Below are 20,571 nucleotides of genomic sequence, written 5' to 3' on the forward strand. Positions count from 1 at the left end.
ACGCCTATGAACAAACCCGGAAACAGCGACAGCTCCAAGCCCTGCAACGCAAAGCGACTCGATACGGATTCCGACTCGTCCAGGAGCCCAATTCAAACGCCGCGTAATTCTTGTTTGATGGAAGCGGTCCTTGACCGCGATTGCGCAATTACCGGCACAATCGCGGTCAAGGACCGCTCCTACAGTTGTGGAATCAAGCGTAGCCCGGGTGAAATCCGGCTTGCACCCGGGCTACCGCAACGCTGCCGCAAACCGCCGCAGCCCGTGCCACAGCAACAACAGCGACGCCAGCGCAATCAAGCCGCCCCAGAACCAGTACGGCAGATACAGCGCCTCGGCGATCTGGCCGGTGTCCGAAGGCCCGACACCGCCAGCCGTAACCGCAGTGCGCATGAACAGGTAATCGCTGCGCGAGAACACCGACAGCGCCAGCTGCACTGCCAGGAACACCACACCAATCTGCGCCACCAGCGGTGAAGCGCGGCGTGCCAGCAGCCCCAGCACCAGAATCAGCACGCCGACGAACACCGCGCCGAACACATTGCGCACCCAGATCAGCTCGACCGCCAGCAGCACCAGCGCCGTGGCACCGAGCATGCGTTTCGCCGACTGCGGATGACGGCCCGCCGCGAACAGCGCCGAGGCCAGCAGCGACGGCCCGAGCAGGCCGCCGGCCGCGACCAGCGCGTGACGGATGCGGCCGAAATCGCCCAGGTACAGCGCGCGACCCGACGCATCCGGCCAGATATACAGAGCCACGAAGCGTCCGCCGAGCAGCAGCGCGGTCAGCCCATGCCCAAGCTCGTGCACCAGCGTCGAGATCAGAATCAGCGGCCAAGCCAGCAGATAGGCATGCGGTACCCAGTACAGCGCCAGCGTCAGCAGGCTCGCGCCGATCAGCGCCTGCAGCGGGCTCGGTCCGTGCGACGCCGATCGCGCCCGCGAGCGCGGCTTGCCTGCCTTCAATCCAGCAGCCTCTGGCTCTCGAAACTGTGCGGATAGCGGTTCTTTTCCACCGCGTAGTACGCGCGCAGCAGATCCTCCTCCAGCCCGATGCGCCGGCGCGCCTCAGCCAGGCTCAGTCCGCGCAGCGCTTCGTAGTCGACCTTGTCGAGGCGCTGCACGTCGGAGATGAAGCCCAGGCGCACCGCGTCGCGGAACACGCGGATGTCTTCGTCGCTGAAGCGGTAGGCACGCGGATAAAGGTACTTGGTGAAGAACGTGAAGATGCGTTCCTCGATCTGCCCGACGACGTCGGTGCTGCCCATCGTGAAGCCGAGCACGAAGGCCTCGTCCTTGGGCAGCAGGCCGCGGCCGAGCAGGATGTGGATCTGGTCATGCGCGCGTAGATCGGTGGCGCCGGAAAACAGATCGATGCCGGGGAAATCGTACTTCGGGTTCTCGACCAGCTGGATCAGGAACGGGATGTCCGCCTGGTTCAGGCCGAAGGCCTTGAGCTTGTCGTGCGCTTCGGCGAGCGTCGCGTCGCGTTCGGATAGCGGCACATGCCAGGCGCGGACTTTGTCGGCGATGCTCATTTCTTCTTGCGGGTCTTCGAGTAATCTGGATGGCGATGACAGCCGACGAAATGATCGTTGACCAGGCCCATCGCCTGCAAATAAGCGTAGACGATAGTCGAGCCGACGAACTTGAAGCCGCGTTTCAGCAGGGCCTTGCTGATCGCATCGGACAGCGCGGTCTTCGCCGGCACGTCGCCGCGCTCGCGCGGGCTGTTGAGTAGCGGCTTGTTATCGACATGCGCCCACAGCCAATCGGAGAACGAGCCTTCGGTCTTGGTGAACGCGAGCATTGCTTTGGCGTTGGTGCGCGTGGATTCGATCTTCAGGCGGTTGCGCACGATGCCGGGATCGAGCATCAGCTTTTCGATTTTCGCGTCGCTGTAGCGCGCGATTTTGGTCACGTCCCAGTCGTCGAAAGCTTCGCGATAATGCTCGCGCTTGCCCAGGATCGTGCTCCACGACAGGCCGGCCTGCGCGCCTTCCAGAATCAGAAACTCGAACAGCTTGCGCTCGTCACGGCAGGGCACGCCCCATTCCTCGTCGTGGTAGCGCTTGTAGGCGTCCGAACCCAGGCACCAGGGGCAGCGTTCAGGTTCTGTTTTCATTCCCGAGCATCAGGCAGGGTAGGCGGTGACCAGTCGCGGATGCGTGGACGGCTCCGCAATCCAGACTGAGATGATGCAGGGATTACGGCCGTCCGGCGTGACAATCGAGCAGGCAACCTCGTAGGTAGGACCAAAGGCGGTTGGCGTTTCGCTCTGCAATTGCTGTGTCATCCCATGCTGCTGAAGAGCGCTTGCGAAGATCGGCCAGTCCTGCTGGTCGAAACCGAATGCCGTGAAGAAGCGCGCTTTCGACCCACCCTGCGGATGATGCAGGTCCAGCAGGTAGCCCACGATCTTATTCTGCTGGACCGTTAGCGGCGCCAGATGCGCGATGCCGGGCATTAACGGAAGCCCTCGCCAGGCAGCCGAAAGTCGCCACGCTCAAGCGTTACCACCTTTGCCCTGCCGTGCTCCAGCGGGAACTCCACGGCGAACGCCGCCGCATTGGCGTAAATGTGTACGATCGTGCCGAGCTCATCTGCGTGCAGTCCGTGATCGGGCAGCGACCGCGCGAGCCGCACGAGGTCATGTTCAGCAGGAATCGACGTGGGGGGCAAAGCAGGACCGAGCCTTTCGTCGATGCTGGCCCAGTTGCGATTCGTTGTCATCACGAATTGGCACAAGCCTTCGCTCAATTCAGCCCACACACCGCCGATCAAACGGTCGTCTTTCGCGCTGTCCCAGCGGTCGGCGCCCTTGTACTCCACGGCCAGCACGGCGCCGTTGGGCAATCGGCACAGGAAATCCGGATAAAATCGCCCATCCGCCTTTTGCAGATAGAACGAGCTGGCCTCCTTGCGCACCAGGTTGCGAACCCAGAAATCGATGCGCCCCCGCTCCGCCTGCTGGTCGAGCCAGCAGGCGCATTCGAATTCCTCACGACTATCGAAATCGCCGATGCGGCCGTAGTAATGACGACGGAACGCATAGACGCCGAACCGGTTGTCGTAGTCGCGGCTGGGCGCATAGGCCTGCGGATGAAACTCGAACCAGTAGTCGCCGCCGACGGTCACTCGCAATGCCGGGTCGGCTTCGAACAGCAATTGCTGGTATGCCTGCTTGGCGGCCGCCAGACGCAGGTCGCGGATACGCCGCTCCAGCAGGTTGCGGATCAGGAACTTCTGGCGGTTGGCGCGTGCCAGGTCGTAGCCGTCGCGCTGTAATAGCGCCTGCAGCCAGTGGGAGACGAAGGCCCGCTTCGACGCATGGGTGATCGACGCTTCCGGCAGATTGCGGCAGAACCAAGTGGCCAGATGCACCTCGTCCCAATGCTCCGGCTGGTAGGCGAATGACAGATCGCGTTGCAAGTCGGCGATGAAGCCGACGACGAGCCGCCCCTCGCTGCTGACATCGATCTGTCCACCGGACGCGACCTGGTCGGCAAGGCCCAGAGCCGCAAGATCGCCAGCGCTGGGTGCGGCGTCGTAAGGCGACAGCTCGAAGGGATAGTCCAGCACCTCGGGATCGTCGAACAGCTGCAACTCACCCTGCACCCGCACTGCCATCTGCGGAACCCGCAGCCGCAGGCCGGCTTCAGCGGGTGTGCGGAAGAATTCGACGGCCCGGCGGCTGCTTTCCGAGGCCAGCACGATCGCTGCGCGTGCGATCTCGCTGGTGACAGACGCGGTCAGCGCCGTCGTTTCGCTGTCGCTCAAAGGCTGCTTGAGCGTCAGCGTGCTCTCGCCCTTGTTCCAATCGAGCTTGTCCCGCAGTGCCTTGGGCAATTCCCGCAGAGCCGGCGCTTCTGCCAGCGCGAAGGTGATGGGCTTGACGATGACGCGGCCGCGCTGCAAGTCCAAGTCCAGCGGTGCCTGCTCCTGCCGGCCGGCCGAAACAAAAGTGGCGACTTCGCGGCGCTCGAAGCCGGCGCCTTCCACCAGGCGGTCACGCAGGCTGCTGGCGGTATCGCCGAAGTCACGCGACACCACGAACGCATAGGACTGGTTCAGCGCTTCGGTTTCGCGTGCCTTGGCCTGAGGCTGACGCAGCACGCGGCCCAGCAGCTGTTCCACCGACGTCGCCGATCGCAGCTCGGCCATGCTCACCAGGATGTAGGCCGACGGGCAGTCCCAGCCTTCCGCCAGCGCCTGCTGGGTGATCACGTACTTCACCGGGCAGCGTTCGTCGGCGATGCCGGCCGGGTAGAGCCGATCGACTTCTTCCAGCCCGCGATCCTCGCCGGTGGCGATGACGATCTCGTCCGCCGTCACGCCCTGGTTGCGGATCAGCTCATCGCGCACGCGTTCCACATGCAGCGTGTCCTGATTCTGCCGGCGTGGCTGCGCCTGGATCAGCACGATCGGGCGGAGGTACGGAGCGCCGGCACGGCGCTCCAGTTCGGCCGCGGCCTGCAGCCGTTGCCGGCGGTCGAGTGCGATGGCCAGGCACTGCTGCCAGTCCGGCTCGGTTTCGAGCAGGATCGGCAGCTTGATCATCTCCTCGCCCTTGAGTTCGGCGGCGGAGACGCTATGCAGCACATTGCTCGGCGTGTGCTGCGTATCCGGTGTCGCGGTCAGCTCCAGGATGCCGCTGGGCCGGAAGCGCGCCAGCGTCTCGAACGACAGCTCGGTGCGGCTGTTGTGGGCCTCGTCGACGACCACGAAGGGCCGGCGCAGGCGCAACAGGTTGGCGAACGAATACGGCGCCACGCCCGCGTCGTCACGCAGCAGTTCGGCGCGCTGTACGTCGCCGAGTCCGTCGAAGTGGTGCATCAGCGCGCCGCTGGATTCGTAGACCTTGCGGATCTCGGTATCACCCACCTGGAAGGCCTGGCGCGTGCAGACGATGACCGTGGTGGACGTGTCCAGTGTCGCGCGGGTAACGCTCTTGGCCTCGTCGAGATCCAGCACCGTCACCGGCCCGGCATCGCGCAAGGCCGCGTGGTAGGGGTGCTCGCGGTCGCGCAGCGCCTTCAGCGTCTGGTCGCGAATCGCCTTGGATGGCACCAGCCACAGAATCAGGCTGTGCTCGCTACGCAGCAGATGGGTGTTCACCAGCGCCACGCTGCGCGCCGCGAGCCAGGTCTTGCCGCCGCCGGTCGGGATGCGCAGGCAGAAGTAAGGCATGTCGGCCGGGAAGCCGTTGATGGGCCGGTAGGGCGATCCCGAACCCCACAGCGCCTCCGTGGTCAGCGTGAAGGCCATGCCCGGGCTCGCATGGTTATGGCAGGCGCGGAAGTATTGCTCCACGCTGTCGAGCACGCTGCGCTGATAGGTCTTGGGCGCGAAGCTGGTCATACGCTAAAGCTCCAGCTCATAAGGCGTCTGCTTGAACACGATGTTCGCGCGAGCGAGCCGCGGTGCGCCGAGTCGGCAGGCGGCCGCGTAGATCACCTTCGGGCCATCGTGTGCGGGCAGCAGCTCCAGCACCGGACCTGTCAGCACGTTGCCTCCATCGACCGACTTGTCCCTGAGGATGCCGTTGTAGAGCAGGTAGATCGCGCAGCCCTTGTGAACGCCGATCAGCGGCGTCATCGCGGCTTTCGGCCGTTTGCGGGAAAGGGCCGGCGGCAGCGGATTCAGGCCGCTGCCGGTCTCGGCGAACCAGACGAACTCGGCGAGCTGGGCGAAGCCGACGTCGTCGCGGATGGAGCCGTCGGCGCGGAACAAGGGCTCTGCGGATAGGCGGCAGAACTGGAAGCCGCCACCAAGGCCGCTGACCGTTTCGCCTTTGGCGCCAACATAGCCCGTAGCGCCCCGACGGATTCTCTCTGCAGTTACGTGCTTCGCAATGCCTTCGTCCAACTCGACCAGGATGAAACGCCGATTGCCGTTGTCCTGGGCGTTCTGTTTCAGGATTGCGTGGCCAGTCGCTCCGGAGCCCGCGAACGAATCCAGAACCAGATCGCCTGGATTCGTCGCGATCTGGATGACGCGCCGGATCAGCCGTGTCGGCTTTGGCGTATCAAATGCGGTTTGGGTGCCGAAGATGGTTTGTATCTCTTTTCGCGCTTCGTCAGTGTGCCCAACCTCTTCGTGCGGCCACCATGTCCAGGGAACGAAGCCTTCGACATCAGACAGGTATCGGATAATGCGCGGGACGCCGTTGCCATTTTTGCCAAAATGGATGAGGCCCTGCGAGTTTAGTTTTTGAAATTCAATCTCCACAGTCGACCAGCAACGACCTTCGGGAGGCTTGTGCTTTTTTCCTGTCGGCGATTGAATTTCGTACATCTGATTGGGTCGATATCCCTGAGCTGTCATCGAAATTGACTGCCATCTCCCTTTGGGATCGCCGTTCGGATTCTTGTAGACCGCAGCTTGCTTCGCATCAATCGGTACGCGATTCCTCACTTCCTGAAAACGTTCGGTGTTCATCGCGTAAACCATGATGTACTCGTGCACGTCGCCGATCGTTCCGCGATTTTCTCGTGAATACCGTTTTTGCCATACATTGCAGGCAACAAACCGATCGCGCCCGAACACTTCATCCATCAGCAGCCGCAATGCGGCCACTTCATTGTCATCGATCGAAATGAAGATCGCGCCGTCGTCCCGCAGAAACTGCCGCAGCAGCACCAGCCGCGGATACATCATGCACAGCCAGCGGTCGTGCCGGTCCAGCGTTTCGCCTTCCTTGCCGACGACCTCGCCCAGCCACTTCCTGATCTCGGGGCTGTTAACGTTGTCGTTGTAGGCCCAGCCTTCGTTGCCGGTGTTGTAGGGCGGGTCGATATAGATGCATTTCACCTGGCCGGCATAGCGCGGCAGCAGCGCCTTCAGCGCATGCAGGTTGTCGCCCTGGACGATGAGATTGCCGCTGTCCTCGCCTGCTTCGGCCGCAGGATCGGCGCAAGACAGTTCCGGCACCGGCTCCAGCAGTCGGTAGGGAACGTCCTTGTGGTGGCGTACGACGGCGTCTTTGCCGATCCAGTTGAGCGTCGGCATCAGCGCTTCAGAGCAAAGTTCAAGCGGCGGCCCAGCGGCTTTGGCCCGACCTCGCCATTGCGATATGCGATCTCGCCGTTGACCCAGGTGGTGTCGATGCGCACCGGGAAAGTCCGGCCTTCGAACGGCGACCAGCCGCACTTGTAGTACAGATCCTGCTTGTCGACGCGCAGCGGCGCATCGGTGTCGATCAAGGTCAGGTCGGCCCAGTAGCCTTCGCGGATGAAGCCGCGCTCGACCACGCCGAAGCGCTGCGCGACCGCGTGGCTGGTCTTGCGCACCAGCGTGTGCAGATCCATCTCGCCGCGGCGCACCAGCTCGAACAGCGCCGGCAGCGCGTGCTGCACCAGCGGCAGGCCGGACGGTGCTTTGAAGTAGGACGGGTTGGCCTTCTCGTCCGCGGTATGCGGTGCGTGATCGGTGGCGATCACGTCGATGCGATCGGCCATCACCGCGGCGACCAGCGCACGCCGGTCGGCGGCGGTCTTGATCGCCGGGTTGCATTTGATCAGCGTGCCCAGAGTGGCGTAGTCGCTCTCGTCGAAGAACAGATGATGCACGCAGACCTCGACCGTGATCTGCTTGCCGAGCACCGGGCCGGGCGTGAAGAACTCCAGCTCGCGCGCGGTCGTCAGGTGCAGTACATGCAGGCTGGTGCCGTGTTGCTTCGCCAGGCCGACCGCGAGTTTCGTCGACAGCCAGCAGGCCTGTTCCGAGCGGATGCTCGGGTGTTCCGAGGCCGGGATCGCATCGCCCCAGCGCGCGCGCGCGACCTCTTCGTTGCGCTTGATCGTCGGCGTGTCTTCGCAGTGCGTGACCACCGGGATCTGCGCGTTGGCGAAGATCCGCTCCAGGGTCTTCGGGTCGTCGACCAGCATATTGCCGGTCGAGGCACCCATGAATATCTTGACCGCGCAGGATTCGCCCGGCTCGACTCTGGCGATCTCGTCAGCGTTGTCGTTGGCGGCGCCGAAATAGAACGCATAGTTGGTGCGCGCGCGGCCCACGGCCAGCGCGTACTTCTCGGCGAGCCGCTCGCGCGTCGTCGTCGTCGGGTTGGTGTTGGGCATCTCCATCACGCTGGTGACGCCGCCGGCCGCCGCCGCCGAGGTCTCGGTGACCAGGTCGCCCTTGTGGGTCAGGCCGGGTTCGCGGAAGTGCACCTGGTCGTCGATCATGCCCGGGATCAGCAGCTTGCCCTTGGCATCGACGACGATGCCCGGCGCGCCGCTGATACTGGACGCGATCTTGTCGATGCGGCCATTGCGCACCAGCACGTCACCGTGGAATTCGCGGCCTTCGTTGACGATGCGGGCATTGGTGATCAGCACGGCGTTCTCGACCAGTTTCGGAGGCCGCCATCTTGCCCCCGACCGGGCGCCGAGGCCAAGCGGGTCAGCGGGGCGTCAGCCGGGCGGGTGAGCATCGGCGTGTAGGTTGGGGTGAGCGCAGCGAACCCCAACATCGTTCAACGCCCCGTTGGGGTTCGCTGCGCTCACCGCCAACCTACCAACACAAGGATGAATCGACATGAGCAGACCAGCACGCCTGGCGGTGATCGCACTGCTGATCCTGCTGCTGATCGTGCTGTGGGACTGGAACTGGCTGCGCCCGCTGGTCGAGCGCCAGGCCTCGAGCGCGCTGGGCCGGCCGGTCACGCTGGAGCATTTCGACGTCGACATCGGCTGGCATCCGCGCCTGATCGCCGACGGCATCGCCATCGCCAATCCCGAAGAGTTCCCGGCCGGCAGCAAGCTCGGCAGCGTCGAGCGGCTGGCGATCCGCGCCGATCCCTGGGCCTGGTTCAAAGGGCGGCTGCATCTGGACGAGATCGAGATCGACAAGCCGCTGGGCGATCTGGGGCCGGGGCCTTCAGGCAAGCCCAACTATCTGTTCGATGCGTTGACGAAGCAGGACGCTCCAAAGGACGGCGGGCCACTGCCCGTCGACGTCGGCCGGCTGACGATACGCGACGGCAACATCCGCATCGTCGAGAACGAATTCAAGGCCGATTTCACCGTCAAGATTCGCACCGAAGAGCGCAAGGACGGCGGCGAGCCGGACCTGCATATCGACGCCGACGGCCGCTACGCCAACGCGCCGATCAGCGCGCGCTTCGTCGGCGGTTCGGTGCTGACGTTGCGCGATCCGGCCCGGCCCTATCCAGTCGATCTGCGGATCAAGAATGGCGATACCGAAATCACGCTGATCGGCAGCGTGATCGAGCCGCTGAGCTTCGGCGGCGCCGATCTGAAGCTGGATCTGCGCGGCAACAATCTCGCCGACCTGTTCCCGCTGACCGGCGTGCCGCTGCCGCCGTCGCCGCCGTACCGCATCGGCGGCATGTTCGACTACGCCGACGGCCGCTTCCGCTTCAAGGATTTCAGCGGCACTTACGGCCAGAGCGATATCGCCGGTAACGCCAGCGTGGCGCCGGCCGGCGATCGGCGCCGCAAGATCATCATTGATGCGCACTCGAACAAGGTGGTGTGGAGCGATCTGGCCGGCCTCGTTGGCGGCACGCCGGGTGCAGCCGACGCGCCCAACGACAGTGCTGCCCAGGACGCGCAGCGTAAAAAGCAGCAAGCCAGCGGCAAACTGCTGCCGGACAAGCCGATCGCGCTGCCGCGCATCCGCGCCGCCGATCTGGACGTGACTTACAAGGTCGCGAAGATCGAAAGCGAGAACACGCCGGTCGACGATCTCGAAGCTCACCTGCTGCTGGAAGACGGCTTGATCAGCGTCAAGCCGCTGAAGCTCGGCGTCGGCAGCGGCAGCATCGCCGCGAACATCGAGCTCGACGGCCGCCAGGATCTGATCCACACCGTGGCGGACGTCGATTTCCGCAAGCTCGATTTCGGCCGGATCATGCAGAAGATGTCGGCGTTCCACGGCGCCGGCACGATCGGCGGCAGCGCCAGGCTCGACACGCACGGCAATTCGCTGGCCGACATGCTCGGCGCCGGCAACGGCGATCTGAAGTTGTTCATGACCGGCGGCGATATCAGTGCGCTGCTGGTGAACCTGGCGGGCCTGGACCTGGGCAATTCGCTGATCTCCGCGCTGGGCCTGCCGCGCCGCGCCGACCTGCGCTGCATGGTGGCCGACTTCGATCTGAAGGACGGCCAGGTCGATACGCGCACCCTGCTGGCCGACACCAGCGAGGCGAATATCATCGGCCACGGCTCTGTCGATCTGCGCCAGGAAAAAATCGACTACCAGATCAAGACCGAGCCCAAGCGGCTCAACATCGGCCGGCTCGGCGCGCCGATCAACATCAAGGGCAATCTGCGCTCGCCGAGCATCCTGCCCGACCCGGGCGCGCTCGCGCTGCGCGGCGGTGCCGCCGCGATCCTGGGCACGCTGCTGACACCGCTGGCGGCGCTGATCCCGACGATCCAGCTCGGCCTGGGCGAAGACAACGACTGCGTCGCGCTGATCCACGGTCTGCAGGACCCGCAGGCCGAGCAGGCGCTGAAGAAGGCCAAACAGCCTCTGTAGGAGCGGTCCTTGACCGCGATTGAGGCTGCACCGACAAAATCGGGGACAAGGACCGCTCCTACAGTTGCGTAAGAAAGCGGCTGCTAAAACGCGGTCCGCGCCAGCTGCCAGCCTCTCAGCCCAGGTCGCCCCACAGCGCCTGCAGGGCCGAGAGCGCGGCCACGCCGGCGGTTTCGGTGCGCAGCACGCGCGGGCCGAGCCGCACCGGACTGAATCCGCGGATTTCGGAGACGGCGATTTCAGCGTCGCTGAGGCCGCCCTCAGGCCCGATCAGCAGGCAGGCCGAGGTTTGCCGTGGCAGCTCGCGCAGCGCCGCTTTCGCGGTCGGTGCCAGCGTCAGCTTGATACCGACATCCAGCGGCTGATCCAGCCAGGCCTGCAGTTTCAGCACCGGCAGCAGCCGCGGCAGGCGCGTGCGTCCGCTTTGCTCGCAGGCGGCTATCACGACGCCCTGCCAGTGCTCGATCTTCTTGTCCCAGCGCTCGGCGTCGAGCTTGACCACGCTGCGCTCGCTGACCAGCGGCTGGATCACCGACACGCCCAGCTCGACCGCCTTCTGCAGCGTGTAATCCATGCGATCTCCTTTGGACACGGCCTGCGCCAGCATCAGCTGCAGCGCCGATTCGCGATCGACTTCGACATGGCGCTCGATCACGACGCTCGCATCGCGCCGGTTCAGTTCCTGCAAGCGCGCCAGATATTCACCGCCGCGGCCGTTGAACAGCACCACGCTGTCCCCGACACGCGCGCGCAGTACCTGCACCCAGTGCCGGAACGCATCCTCGGGCAGCGCCAGCGTCTGGCCGACCGCGAGATCGGCGTCGACATACAGCCGTGTCACGGCCGCGTCGCCATCAGTCCCGCGTCGCCAGGTGGATGCCTTCGATCGCGGTCCGCGTCATCAGCTCGACCTCCTTGCTTTCGATCACGTACGGCGGCATCAGGTAGACGACATTGCCTAGCGGCCGCAGCAGCACGCCCTTGGTCAGCGCGTGCTGGTAGACGCGCAGGCCGCGGCGTTCCGACGCCGGATACGCGATCTTCTTGTTCGGGTTTTTCATCAGCTCGACCGCCAGAATCATGCCCTGCTGGCGCACTTCGGCGACATGCGGATGGCTCAGCAGCTCGCTCATGCGCATCCACATCAGATGGCCGACTTCGCGATTGCGCGCCAGCCAGTTCTCGCTTTCGAGAATCTCGAGGGTCGCCAGCGCGGCGGCGCAGGCCAGCGGGTTGCCGGTGTAGCTGTGCGAATGCAGAAAGGCCTTGTACGAGCCGTAATCGTCGTAGAACGCTTCATAGATCTTGTGCGTGGTCATCACCGCTGCCAGCGGCAGCGTACCGCCGGTCAGGCCTTTGCTCAGGCACATGAAGTCGCCTCTGATCGGCTGCGCCGATGCGCGGCTGATCTTGGCCCAGTCACTAGCCCAGAGCAGGCCGGTGCGGCCGAAGCCGGTCGCGATCTCGTCGACGATCAGATGCACGCCGTGGCGCGTGCAGGCCTCGCGCAGCATCGTCAAATAGATCGGGTGATACATGCGCATGCCGCCGGCGCACTGCACCAGTGGCTCGACGATCACCGCCGCGGTTTCGTGTGCATGCTGCTCCAGCGCGAACTCCATGTGCGCGAACGTGCGCCGCGAGTGATCTTCCCAGCTGGTACCGGGCGAGCGCTCGAAGCAGTCGGGTGACTGCACGAACACCGGCTGCATCAGCATCGGCGCATAGGCATCGCGGTACAGGCCGGTGCCGCCGACCGCCAGCGCGCCCAGGGTTTCGCCGTGGTAGCCGTTGCTGAGCGCGATGAAGCGCGTCCTCGAAGGCTGCCCCGTGTTGCGCCAGTAGTGCGCGCTCATCTTCAGTGCGACTTCGACCGCGCTGCTGCCGTTGTCGGCGTAGAAGCAGCGGTCGAGCTGGGTTAGCTCGCACAGCTTCTCGGCGAGCTTGACGGCCGGCTCATGCGTGAAGCCGGCGAACATCACATGGTCCAGCGTGTCGAGCTGCTCCTTTAGCCGCTGCACGATCAGCGGATGGCGATGACCGAACAGATTGGTCCACCAGGAGCTGACCGCATCCAGATAGCGTTTGCCGTCGGTGTCGGTCAGCCACACGCCTTCGGCCGAGGCGATCGGCACCATCGGCAGCCACTCGTGATCCTTCATCTGCGTGCAGGGATGCCAGACGCTGGCGAGGGAGCGGGCGGCCCAGTCGGAAGCAGGGGTCATCAGACTTTGAGCACCGGGCCGGGATAGGAAGCCAGTAATTTGTCGGAAGTCAGCAGGGTAATGCCCTCGACCTCGGCCTGGGCGAGCAGCATTCGATCGAAGGGGTCTTTGTGCAGCGGCGGCAGCCGCTCAACCGCAATGGCATGTTCGCTGGTAACCGCCAGTTCGCGGTAGCCGTTGTCCAGCAGACCTCGCCGCAGCCGGCGCGGCTCGATGCGGAAATCGTCCCGGTCCAGGCCGCGCTTGATCACGATTTCCCAGAAGCTGGCCGGGCTGAAAAGCAACTCGTTATGCGCGTCTTCGAGCAGACTGCGGGCTGCGGCCGGCAGTTTTTCCGGCTGGCCGGCCGCCCATAGAAGCAGATGCGTGTCCAGCAGCAGGATCACGAGGCGATACCAAACAACTCCTCGATACGAGCCTGCCCCATGCGATCGAAATCTTCGGGCGCCTCAACTTCACCGGCCATGAAGCCCAGACGACGCGACGGTGACGGGGCTGCCGCATCCAGCGCCATGACCTTGACCAGCGGTTTGCCGGCTTTGGCGATGACGAACGGCTCCCCGCCGGCTGCTTTGTCGACGAGCCGGGAGAGATGAGTCTTGGCTTCATGAATATTGACTGTGCGCATGCTGGTCTTGATGAACTTAGTTTATGAAGCTTAGTTTAGTAACCAGGGCGTGACAAACCCGCTGCCGTAGCCTCTCGGGCTACAGCGCCTTGATCAGCACCAGCGAATTGCGCCGCCAGTTATAGAAGCGCTGGCGCTCGTCCGGCAGATCCTCGACCGCGCCGGCAACGAAGCCGTGCTCGATGAACCAGTGCGGCGTATGCGTGGTCAGCGCGAACAGCGAGCTCAGGCCGAGCTTTTGCGCCTCGGCCTCGACCCGCGCCAGCAGCAGTTCGGCGCGGCCGCCGCTGCGGTATTCGGCGTGCACCGCGACGCAGGCGAACTCGCCCATGCGGCTATCCGGGAACGTGATCAGCGCCGCGCAGGCGATGACCAGACCGTCGCGCGACATCACGTAGAACTGGCCGATCTCGAGTTCCAGCTGTTCGCGCGAACGCGGCACCAGCACGCCGGTTTCCTCCAGCGGCTTGATCAGCGCCAGCACGCCGCCGACGTCGTCGATCGTCGCGGCGCGGATTGCATCGTCGTAGCCGGCGTCGGAGTACAGCATCAGGCCGACCCCGTCACGCGTGTACAGTTCGCGCAGCAGTGCGCCCTCGGTCTGCGCGCCGAGCAGGTGCACGCGGCGCACGCCGCTGCGCGCGGCCGCCAGCGCCGCTTCCAGGTAGCCGCGATCGGCCGCGTCGATGCCATCCTCGCTGAGCAGGCGCTCGCCTTCGGCCAGCGACAGCTGGCCGGCATCGCCGGTGGCGTCGGCGAGCTTCCACCCGTCCGGATCGCTGCCGGTCATGAAGATCAGCTTGTCGGCCTTTATCGCGCTGGCGACCGCGCTGGCGACGTATTCGGAACGCAGGTTGAAGATCTCGCCGGTCGGCGAATAGCCCACCGGCGACACCAGCGCGATGCGGCCCTCGTCGAGTTCGCGCACGATCGCGTCGGCGTCGATGCGGCGGATTTCGCCGGTGTGCTGGTAGTCGACGCCGTCGCGCACGCCGACCGGCTGCGCAGTGACCCAGTTGCCGCCGGCGACGCGCACTCGCGCGCCGCCCATCGGCGTGCTCGCCAGCGAGGTCGACAGCCGCGCCTCGATCTCCAGGCGCAGGCTGCCGACCGCGGATTTGACGCATTCAAGCGCGGCGCGGTCGGTGACGCGCAGGCCGTTCTCGAAGCGCGGCGCAAGCCCGGCCTGCGCCAGCTGGCGATCGATCTGTGGCCGCGAGCCGTGCACCAGCACCAGCTTCACGCCCAGGCTCTGCAGCAGGGCGACGTCGTAGATCAGCTTGTCGAAATCCGGCCGCTCCGCGGCCTCCCCGCCGAACGCGAGCACGAACACGCGCTGGTTGTGCGCGTGTACATAGGGGGCTGCCGAACGCAGCGAGGCGACGAAGTCCGAGCTCATGGCCGCGATTATAGGTTGTGGATCGGGGCTGACGCCCCTCCTGCAAAGGTTCCGTAGTAGGGGCTTGCGCCCCGACCGCCCCGAGCCTATAGCGGCAACTCGACCTTGAATCCCTCCCGCAAGCAGCGGTCGATCTCCTGCGCCGGCAGCGCCGGCGCGAAGTAGTGGCCCTGCATCGCGTCGCAGCCCAGCGTGCGGAAGAACCGCAGCTGCTCGCCGGTTTCCAGGCCCTCGGTCACGGTTTTCATGCCCAGCGACTTCGCCATCGCGATGATCGCGCCGGCGATCGACGCCGCCTCGCTGTTGCTGTTGACGTCGATGGTGAAGGAGCGATCGATCTTGATGATGTCGATCGGGTAGCGCTTCAGATAACCCAGGCTCGAATAACCGGTGCCGAAATCGTCGATCGCCAGCGACAGGCCCATGGCCTTGAGCTCCCGCAGCTTGTCGATCACACCGCTGGCGCTGCTCAGCAGCGCGCTTTCGGTCAGCTCCAGCTCCAGATGATCGGCGGCGAGGCCGGTTTCCAGCAGCACCGCGCGCACCAGCGCCGGAATGTCGTTCTGGTTGATCTGCCGCGCCGACATGTTGACCGCGACCGTCAGCTGATCGTGGCCGGCGTCGTGCCAGCGCTTGAGTTGCGCGCAGGCGCTGCGCAACACCCATTCGCCGATGGCGTGGATCAGGCCGGTGTCCTCGGCGATCGGGATGAACCGCGTCGGCGAGATATCGCCGAGTTCGGGATGCGGCCAGCGGATCAGCGCCTCGAAGCCGATGACTCGGCCGTCGGTCAGTGACACCTGCGGCTGGTAGTGCACGACGAACTGCCGGCGCTCCAGCGCGCTGCGCAACTCCGCCTCCAGCAGCACGCGTTCGGCGGTCTGCTCGCTCATCTCGCGCGTGTAGAACTGCACGCCGTTGCGGCCCAGGTGCTTGACCCGGTACATCGCGGCATCGGCGTGCTGCAGCAGCAGTTCGGCGCTGTCGCCGTCCTGCGGGTACAGGCTGACGCCGATGCTGGCGCTGATCTGCAGCTTGCGCCCGTCGATCGGCATCGGCCGCGACAACGCGTCCAGCAGTTTCCGCGCGGTCGCCAGTGCCGCGGACGGGTCGAGCACGTCCCAGAGCATGACCACGAACTCGTCGCCGCCGAGCCGCGCCAGGGTGTCGCCTTCGCGCAGCTCGCTGGCCAGGCGCGCGGTCACCGAGCGCAGCAGTTCGTCGCCGGCGGTGTGGCCGTAGTGATCGTTGACGTATTTGAACTGGTCCAGGTCCAGAAACAGCACTGCGACCTGGCGGCCGGTGCGGTAGGCCAGCGCCAGGGCCTGCGACAGCCGGTCATTGAGCAGGTTGCGGTTCGGCAGGCCGGTCAGCACATCATGGTTGGCCAGAAAGTCGAGCCGCTCTTCGTAGATCCGGCGGTCGGTGATGTCGGTGGCGACACCGTCGAGACGCAGCGGCTGGCCGTGCTCGCTGCGCACCACGTGCACGCGATCCTCCAGCCAGCGCACTTCGCCGTCGGGCCGCGTGATGCGGTATTGCAGCGTGGTGGCGCCGCGATCGATCAGCTCGGCCAGCTCCTGACTGATGCGCGGCCGGTCATCGGGATGCACCGAATCGAACCAGAGTTTGGGGTCTTTGATGAAATCCTTGATCGGCCGTCCGTGGGTGCGCTCGATCGCCGGATTGACGTACAGCAGTTCGCGGCTGTCGGCGCTCGCCGACCAGACGATGTTGTCGATCGATTCCAGGATGCCGCTGAGTTTTTCTTCGGCTTCGTGCAGCTCGGCGACGCGCAGTTCCAGGCTGGTATTGGCGTCGGTCAGCTGGCTGCGCGCCTGGCGCAGGCCTTCGCGCGCGTAGCCCAGGCCGACCGCGGCGTTGCCGATCTCGCCTTGCAGCAGATTGAAGCTCGCCGCCATCTCGCCGACCTCGTCGCGCGAATGGATGCGCACCGGCGCTACATCGAAGCGCACATGCGCGGCGTCGATGTCGCCGCGGCCGAGCGCGGCCATCGCGCGCGAGAACTCGGCCATGGTGCCGGCGGCCAGATGCCGTGCCGCATTCGACAGCTCCTTGGCCGAGTGCGCGACCATGCCGGGCAGTACCAGCGCGACGGTGATCGACAGCATCGCCACCGCGACGAAGATGTCGGCCAGCGCGGTCAGCAGCGCCGATTCCTGGTGCGGGATATTGCTCACCGCCAGCAGGTAGCCGGCGCCGTCGAGCACCAGCACCATCAGCATCGCGCCGGTGAGCTTGAACTGCAGCGCGAACTGCAGCCCGGGCAGGCCGGCGAGGCGCCGGTCCGAGATGGTCCGCCAGGCGTACAGCGCCGATCCGGCATACGCGAAGACCACGCCCACCACCACGGTCGGCAGGCCGAACTGCTCGAAGCCCAGCAGCGCCGAAACCGCCCAGACCATCGCCGCGATCAGGCCCAGCTGGATCGCGTAGTTCGGCGCGCGATAAGGGCGCAGCGCGGCCGGCGAATCCTTGCGCAGCAGCCAGACCGCGACGCTCGGCAGCGAAATGCCGATCAGGTAGGTGAAGTTGGCGGCGGCGATCAGCCAGATCGGGTCGCCGATCAGTAAAAACAGAATTGCCATGCCGGCGGTCAGCAGCGTCGCCGCCCACGGCGAATCGGTGCGCGAGCGCAGCGCCAGAAAGCGCGGCAGCAGGCCGTCCTCGGACAGCTGCATCAAGGTGCGCGAAGCCCCGGCCAGCGGCTGCATCGTGCCCGAGAACATGCTGAACACCATGAACCAGATCGCCGCGGCCTTGCCGGCGTTGCCGAAGATCGGGGCGAACGTCGGCCCGAGCACCAGCGCCAGGTCCCGGCCCAGCGGCTCCGGCCCGAGTACGCCGAGCCACACCACCGGCAGCACCACGAAATACAGCGTGGCCAGCATGCCGCTGGCGAACATTGCGCGCGGTACGTTGCGGTTCGGGTCGATGGTCTCGCCGACGTGGCAGGCGGCGGCCTCGAAAGCCGGCGCCGCGAAGCCGACCAGGTAGAGGCCGGCCATCAGGCTGGTCAGCTCGCCGAACCAGCCGGGAAACGGCACCGTCAGCTCGAAGTGCAGGGCTTGGCGCCAGTCGACCTCGCCGGCCAGGATCGGCGCCAGGCCCGACAGGAAGGCCATCGCCGCCGAGGTCGTTGCGATCGGCACCGCAAGCCGGCCGACCCATTTGACGCCACACAGATTGACGCCGGTGAACAGCAGCACCAGGCCGACCGCCATCACCGTGATCGGGATGCCCGGCAGGTACCAGTGATGCACCGCCGAGGCCGACAGGATCGCGGTCAGGCCGCAGGTCGGGATCCAGCCCCACCAGTAGCAGACGCCGGTCAGGTTGGCGAGCACCGGCGAGTACGGGCGGAACGCTTCGGCACAGCTGGCCGAGATGCCGCCGACCCGGTTGGGAAACATCAGGATCAGCTCGGTCCAGCCCGGCGCGGCAGCCCAGGCCAGCAGCAGACCGGCGATCAGCAGCGGTACCGCGGCGCTGCCCTGGCCGCTGATTTCGCCCTGGCCGGCGAACATCGCGGCCATGATGAACAGGCTCTGGTTGCTGCCGCCCATCGCCAGCGCCGTCGTGCCGTACCAGCCGAGGGTTCTCGGGTGAGGGCGTGGTGGCGCATCCGGCGTCAGGGCTAGGTTCAAGCAGCGCTCCGTCCGCGGTGCAGGGTGGGCTACGGTGAGGCGCGCGGTGAGCCGGAATATCACATCCCGCGCCACAAAGCTGGCCGAGAGGTTATGCGGCGCAATCCATGCGACGAATGTTGCGGTGCGCCGGTGTTCCGGGTCCGATCCGGGACCGTCCTATAATCGGCCGATGGAACCCATACTCCCTTACTCCGATCTGGCCGAGGCACTCGAGCAGCTCGGCTCTCCCGAAGAGGCTTCGGAATATCACGGCACGCTGTGCGGCGCGCTATGTGTGCAGGATGCGGCCGAGTTCAACCCGGTCGACCTGATCGACGCCGATCTCGACGAATACCGCCCCGACGCCCAGGCCGAAGACTTGCTCAAGCGCCTCGGCGCCAAGACGCTGAAGGCGCTGACCTCGTCGGAAATGAACTTTGCGCCGCTGCTGCCCGGCGACGAAGTGCCCCTGGCATCGCGCGTGCAGGCGTTGACGCTGTGGTGCCAGGGCTTCCTGTACGGGCTGTCGAGCCGCAAGAAGATCGATCTCGCCGCCTGTTCGGAAGAGCTGCGCGAAATCGTCCACGATCTTGCGCAGTTCACCCAGGCCGGGCTGGAGGCCGGCGACAACGAAGAGATCGAGGAGAACGCCTACGCCGAGCTGGTCGAATACATCCGCGTCGGCGCGCAGCTGGTATTTCTGGAACTCAACCCCAATACGCATCGCTCGGCTGATGATCCCGATCATCCGACGCTTCATTAGGCGCATACGATGACGCTCAGCACCCAGGAAGTCCGCGAACACGCCCGCCGCCGCAAGGAGCTGATGCGCCGCATCGGTGCCGACGCGGTCGCGATCATCCCCGCGTCCAGCGAAGTGGTGCGCGCCCGCGACACCCATTTCCGGTTTCGCCAGAACAGCGATTTCCAGTACCTGAGCGGTTTCCCGGAGCCCGATGCGATCGCGGTGATCGCGCCGGGCCGCAAGGAGGGCGAGTTCGTGTTGTTCACGCGCCGCCGCGACAAGGACAGCGAGATCTGGCACGGCCGCCGTGCAGGCCCCGAAGGTGCGGTCGAACGCTACGGCGCCGACCAGGCTTTCAATATCGACGAGTTGGAACGCGAGCTGCCGAAGCTGCTGATGGGCCGCGAAGCCGTGCACTACACGCTCGGTGAATATCCGGAACTGGACGGCAAGATCACCGGCGTGGTGCGCTACCTGCGCGAAGTCTCGCGCCGCGGCGCAGCCGCGCCGACCACGTTCACCGCGCTGGAGACCACGCTGCACGAGATGCGCCTGCTCAAGAGCAAGGCCGAGATCGCGCTGATGCGCAAGGCAACCGAAGTGTCGGCGCGCGCTCACGTCCGCGCGATGCAGATGGCGCGCCCCGGCCGTTATGAATGGCAGGTCATGGCCGAGATCCAGAGCGAGTTCGAGCGCGAGAACATGCAGCCGGGCTACGGCAGTATCGTGGGCGGCGGCGACAACGCCTGCATCCTGCACTACACCGAAAACAACATGCCGCTGCGCGACGGCGACCTGCTGCTGATCGACGCCGGCGGCGAGCTTCAGGGCTACACCGCCGACATCACCCGCACCTTCCCGGTCAACGGCAAGTTCAGCGCTGCGCAGAAAGCGGTTTACGAAATCGTGCTCGAGGCCAACAAGCTCGCGATCAAGACGCTCAAGGCGGGCGCCTCGGCCGGCAAGCCGCACGAAGTCGCGATCAGGATATTGACCGAAGGCATGGTCGACATCGGCCTGCTCAAAGGCAAGGTCGACGAGCTGATCGCGCAGGAAAAATACCGCCAGTTCTACATGCACGGCACCGGCCACTGGCTGGGCATGGACGTGCACGACGTCGGCCGCTACAAGCTCGGCGGCAAGTACCGCAAGTTCGAGCCCGGCATGATCATGACGGTCGAACCCGGCCTTTATATCGCGCCCGGCACGCCCGACATCGACGAGCAATTCTGGGGCATCGGCATTCGCATCGAGGACGACGTGCTGATCACCGAAAACGGCCCCGAAGTGCTGACCTCGGGCGTGCCCAAGAGCGTCAAGGACATCGAGTCGCTGATCGCGGCGGCCTGATGGCCGCTACTGCGACCCGCCGCATTGATAGGACCGTAGGGACCGTAGGGCGGGTCGTGACC

The 20,571-nt window shown here is 65.4% G+C and carries 16 protein-coding genes; 3 read left to right on the forward strand and 13 right to left on the reverse strand.

What is annotated here, in order from left to right; genetic code table 11:
• Nucleotides 1-231: 231 nt before the first annotated feature.
• The 7 genes from JWQ90_RS19075 to JWQ90_RS19105 are packed head-to-tail and all read right to left on the reverse strand — an operon-like array spanning nt 232 to nt 8,342.
• Complete coding sequence (locus JWQ90_RS19075; protein WP_299696601.1) at nt 232-966, reverse strand: M50 family metallopeptidase; 735 nt, start codon at nt 964-966, stop codon at nt 232-234.
• Nucleotides 963-1,538 carry a hypothetical protein gene (locus JWQ90_RS19080; RefSeq protein WP_299696602.1) on the reverse strand — a complete coding sequence of 192 codons (576 nt, stop codon included), beginning with the start codon at nt 1,536-1,538 and terminating at the stop codon, nt 963-965. The genes JWQ90_RS19075 and JWQ90_RS19080 overlap by 4 nt, the downstream gene beginning before the upstream one ends.
• On the reverse strand, nt 1,535-2,125 hold the full coding sequence (locus JWQ90_RS19085; protein WP_299696603.1) for a DNA-3-methyladenine glycosylase I: 591 nt from the start codon (nt 2,123-2,125) through the stop codon (nt 1,535-1,537). Before JWQ90_RS19085 ends, JWQ90_RS19080 begins: the two co-directional genes overlap by 4 nt.
• A gap of 9 nt (nt 2,126-2,134) precedes the next feature.
• Nucleotides 2,135-2,467 (reverse strand): DUF6883 domain-containing protein, encoded by a 333-nt coding sequence (locus tag JWQ90_RS19090; RefSeq protein ID WP_299696604.1) that lies wholly within the window; start codon nt 2,465-2,467, stop codon nt 2,135-2,137.
• Complete coding sequence (locus tag JWQ90_RS19095; RefSeq protein WP_299696605.1) at nt 2,467-5,361, reverse strand: DEAD/DEAH box helicase family protein; 2,895 nt, start codon at nt 5,359-5,361, stop codon at nt 2,467-2,469. The genes JWQ90_RS19090 and JWQ90_RS19095 overlap by 1 nt, the downstream gene beginning before the upstream one ends.
• Nucleotides 5,362-5,364: 3 nt before the next feature.
• A complete protein-coding gene (locus JWQ90_RS19100; protein ID WP_299696606.1) occupies nt 5,365-7,011 on the reverse strand; it encodes a site-specific DNA-methyltransferase in 1,647 nt (548 codons plus the stop codon).
• Nucleotides 7,011-8,342: a dihydroorotase gene (locus JWQ90_RS19105; RefSeq protein ID WP_299696607.1), complete on the reverse strand. Its 1,332-nt coding sequence runs from the start codon at nt 8,340-8,342 to the stop codon at nt 7,011-7,013. The genes JWQ90_RS19100 and JWQ90_RS19105 overlap by 1 nt, the downstream gene beginning before the upstream one ends.
• A gap of 199 nt (nt 8,343-8,541) precedes the next feature.
• Here JWQ90_RS19105 and JWQ90_RS19110 point away from each other — a divergent pair, with 199 nt between their 5' ends.
• Nucleotides 8,542-10,512 (forward strand): AsmA family protein, encoded by a 1,971-nt coding sequence (locus tag JWQ90_RS19110; protein WP_299696608.1) that lies wholly within the window; start codon nt 8,542-8,544, stop codon nt 10,510-10,512.
• A 115-nt stretch (nt 10,513-10,627) separates the two neighbouring features.
• Here JWQ90_RS19110 and JWQ90_RS19115 read toward each other — a convergent pair whose 3' ends face one another.
• From JWQ90_RS19115 to JWQ90_RS19140, 6 genes are all read right to left on the reverse strand, one after another.
• Entirely contained in the window at nt 10,628-11,353 is a 726-nt protein-coding gene (locus JWQ90_RS19115; RefSeq protein WP_299696609.1) for a 16S rRNA (uracil(1498)-N(3))-methyltransferase, read from the reverse strand.
• 13 nt (nt 11,354-11,366) lie between these two features.
• Nucleotides 11,367-12,737, reverse strand: coding sequence for an adenosylmethionine--8-amino-7-oxononanoate transaminase (locus JWQ90_RS19120; protein ID WP_299696610.1), 1,371 nt, complete (start codon nt 12,735-12,737; stop codon nt 11,367-11,369).
• On the reverse strand, nt 12,737-13,123 hold the full coding sequence (locus tag JWQ90_RS19125; RefSeq protein WP_299696611.1) for a type II toxin-antitoxin system VapC family toxin: 387 nt from the start codon (nt 13,121-13,123) through the stop codon (nt 12,737-12,739). The genes JWQ90_RS19120 and JWQ90_RS19125 overlap by 1 nt, the downstream gene beginning before the upstream one ends.
• Nucleotides 13,120-13,365, reverse strand: a complete 246-nt coding sequence (locus JWQ90_RS19130) for a type II toxin-antitoxin system prevent-host-death family antitoxin (RefSeq protein ID WP_299696612.1) — start codon at nt 13,363-13,365, stop codon at nt 13,120-13,122. The genes JWQ90_RS19125 and JWQ90_RS19130 overlap by 4 nt, the downstream gene beginning before the upstream one ends.
• A gap of 79 nt (nt 13,366-13,444) precedes the next feature.
• Nucleotides 13,445-14,764 (reverse strand): amino-acid N-acetyltransferase, encoded by a 1,320-nt coding sequence (gene argA / locus JWQ90_RS19135; protein WP_299696613.1) that lies wholly within the window; start codon nt 14,762-14,764, stop codon nt 13,445-13,447.
• 86 nt (nt 14,765-14,850) lie between these two features.
• Nucleotides 14,851-18,432, reverse strand: coding sequence for an amino acid permease (locus JWQ90_RS19140; protein WP_299696614.1), 3,582 nt, complete (start codon nt 18,430-18,432; stop codon nt 14,851-14,853).
• A 172-nt stretch (nt 18,433-18,604) separates the two neighbouring features.
• On the opposite strand from JWQ90_RS19140, the gene JWQ90_RS19145 reads away from it, so the two are divergent.
• Together JWQ90_RS19145 and pepP are read left to right on the forward strand one after the other, a co-directional pair.
• On the forward strand, nt 18,605-19,177 hold the full coding sequence (locus JWQ90_RS19145) for a UPF0149 family protein (RefSeq protein ID WP_299696615.1): 573 nt from the start codon (nt 18,605-18,607) through the stop codon (nt 19,175-19,177).
• Between the two features lie 9 nt (nt 19,178-19,186).
• Nucleotides 19,187-20,509, forward strand: a complete 1,323-nt coding sequence (gene pepP, locus JWQ90_RS19150) for a Xaa-Pro aminopeptidase (protein ID WP_299696616.1) — start codon at nt 19,187-19,189, stop codon at nt 20,507-20,509.
• Nucleotides 20,510-20,571 lie beyond the last annotated feature (62 nt).

This window comes from Hydrocarboniphaga sp. (genome assembly GCF_028291725.1).
Lineage (GTDB): Bacteria > Pseudomonadota > Gammaproteobacteria > Nevskiales > Nevskiaceae > Hydrocarboniphaga.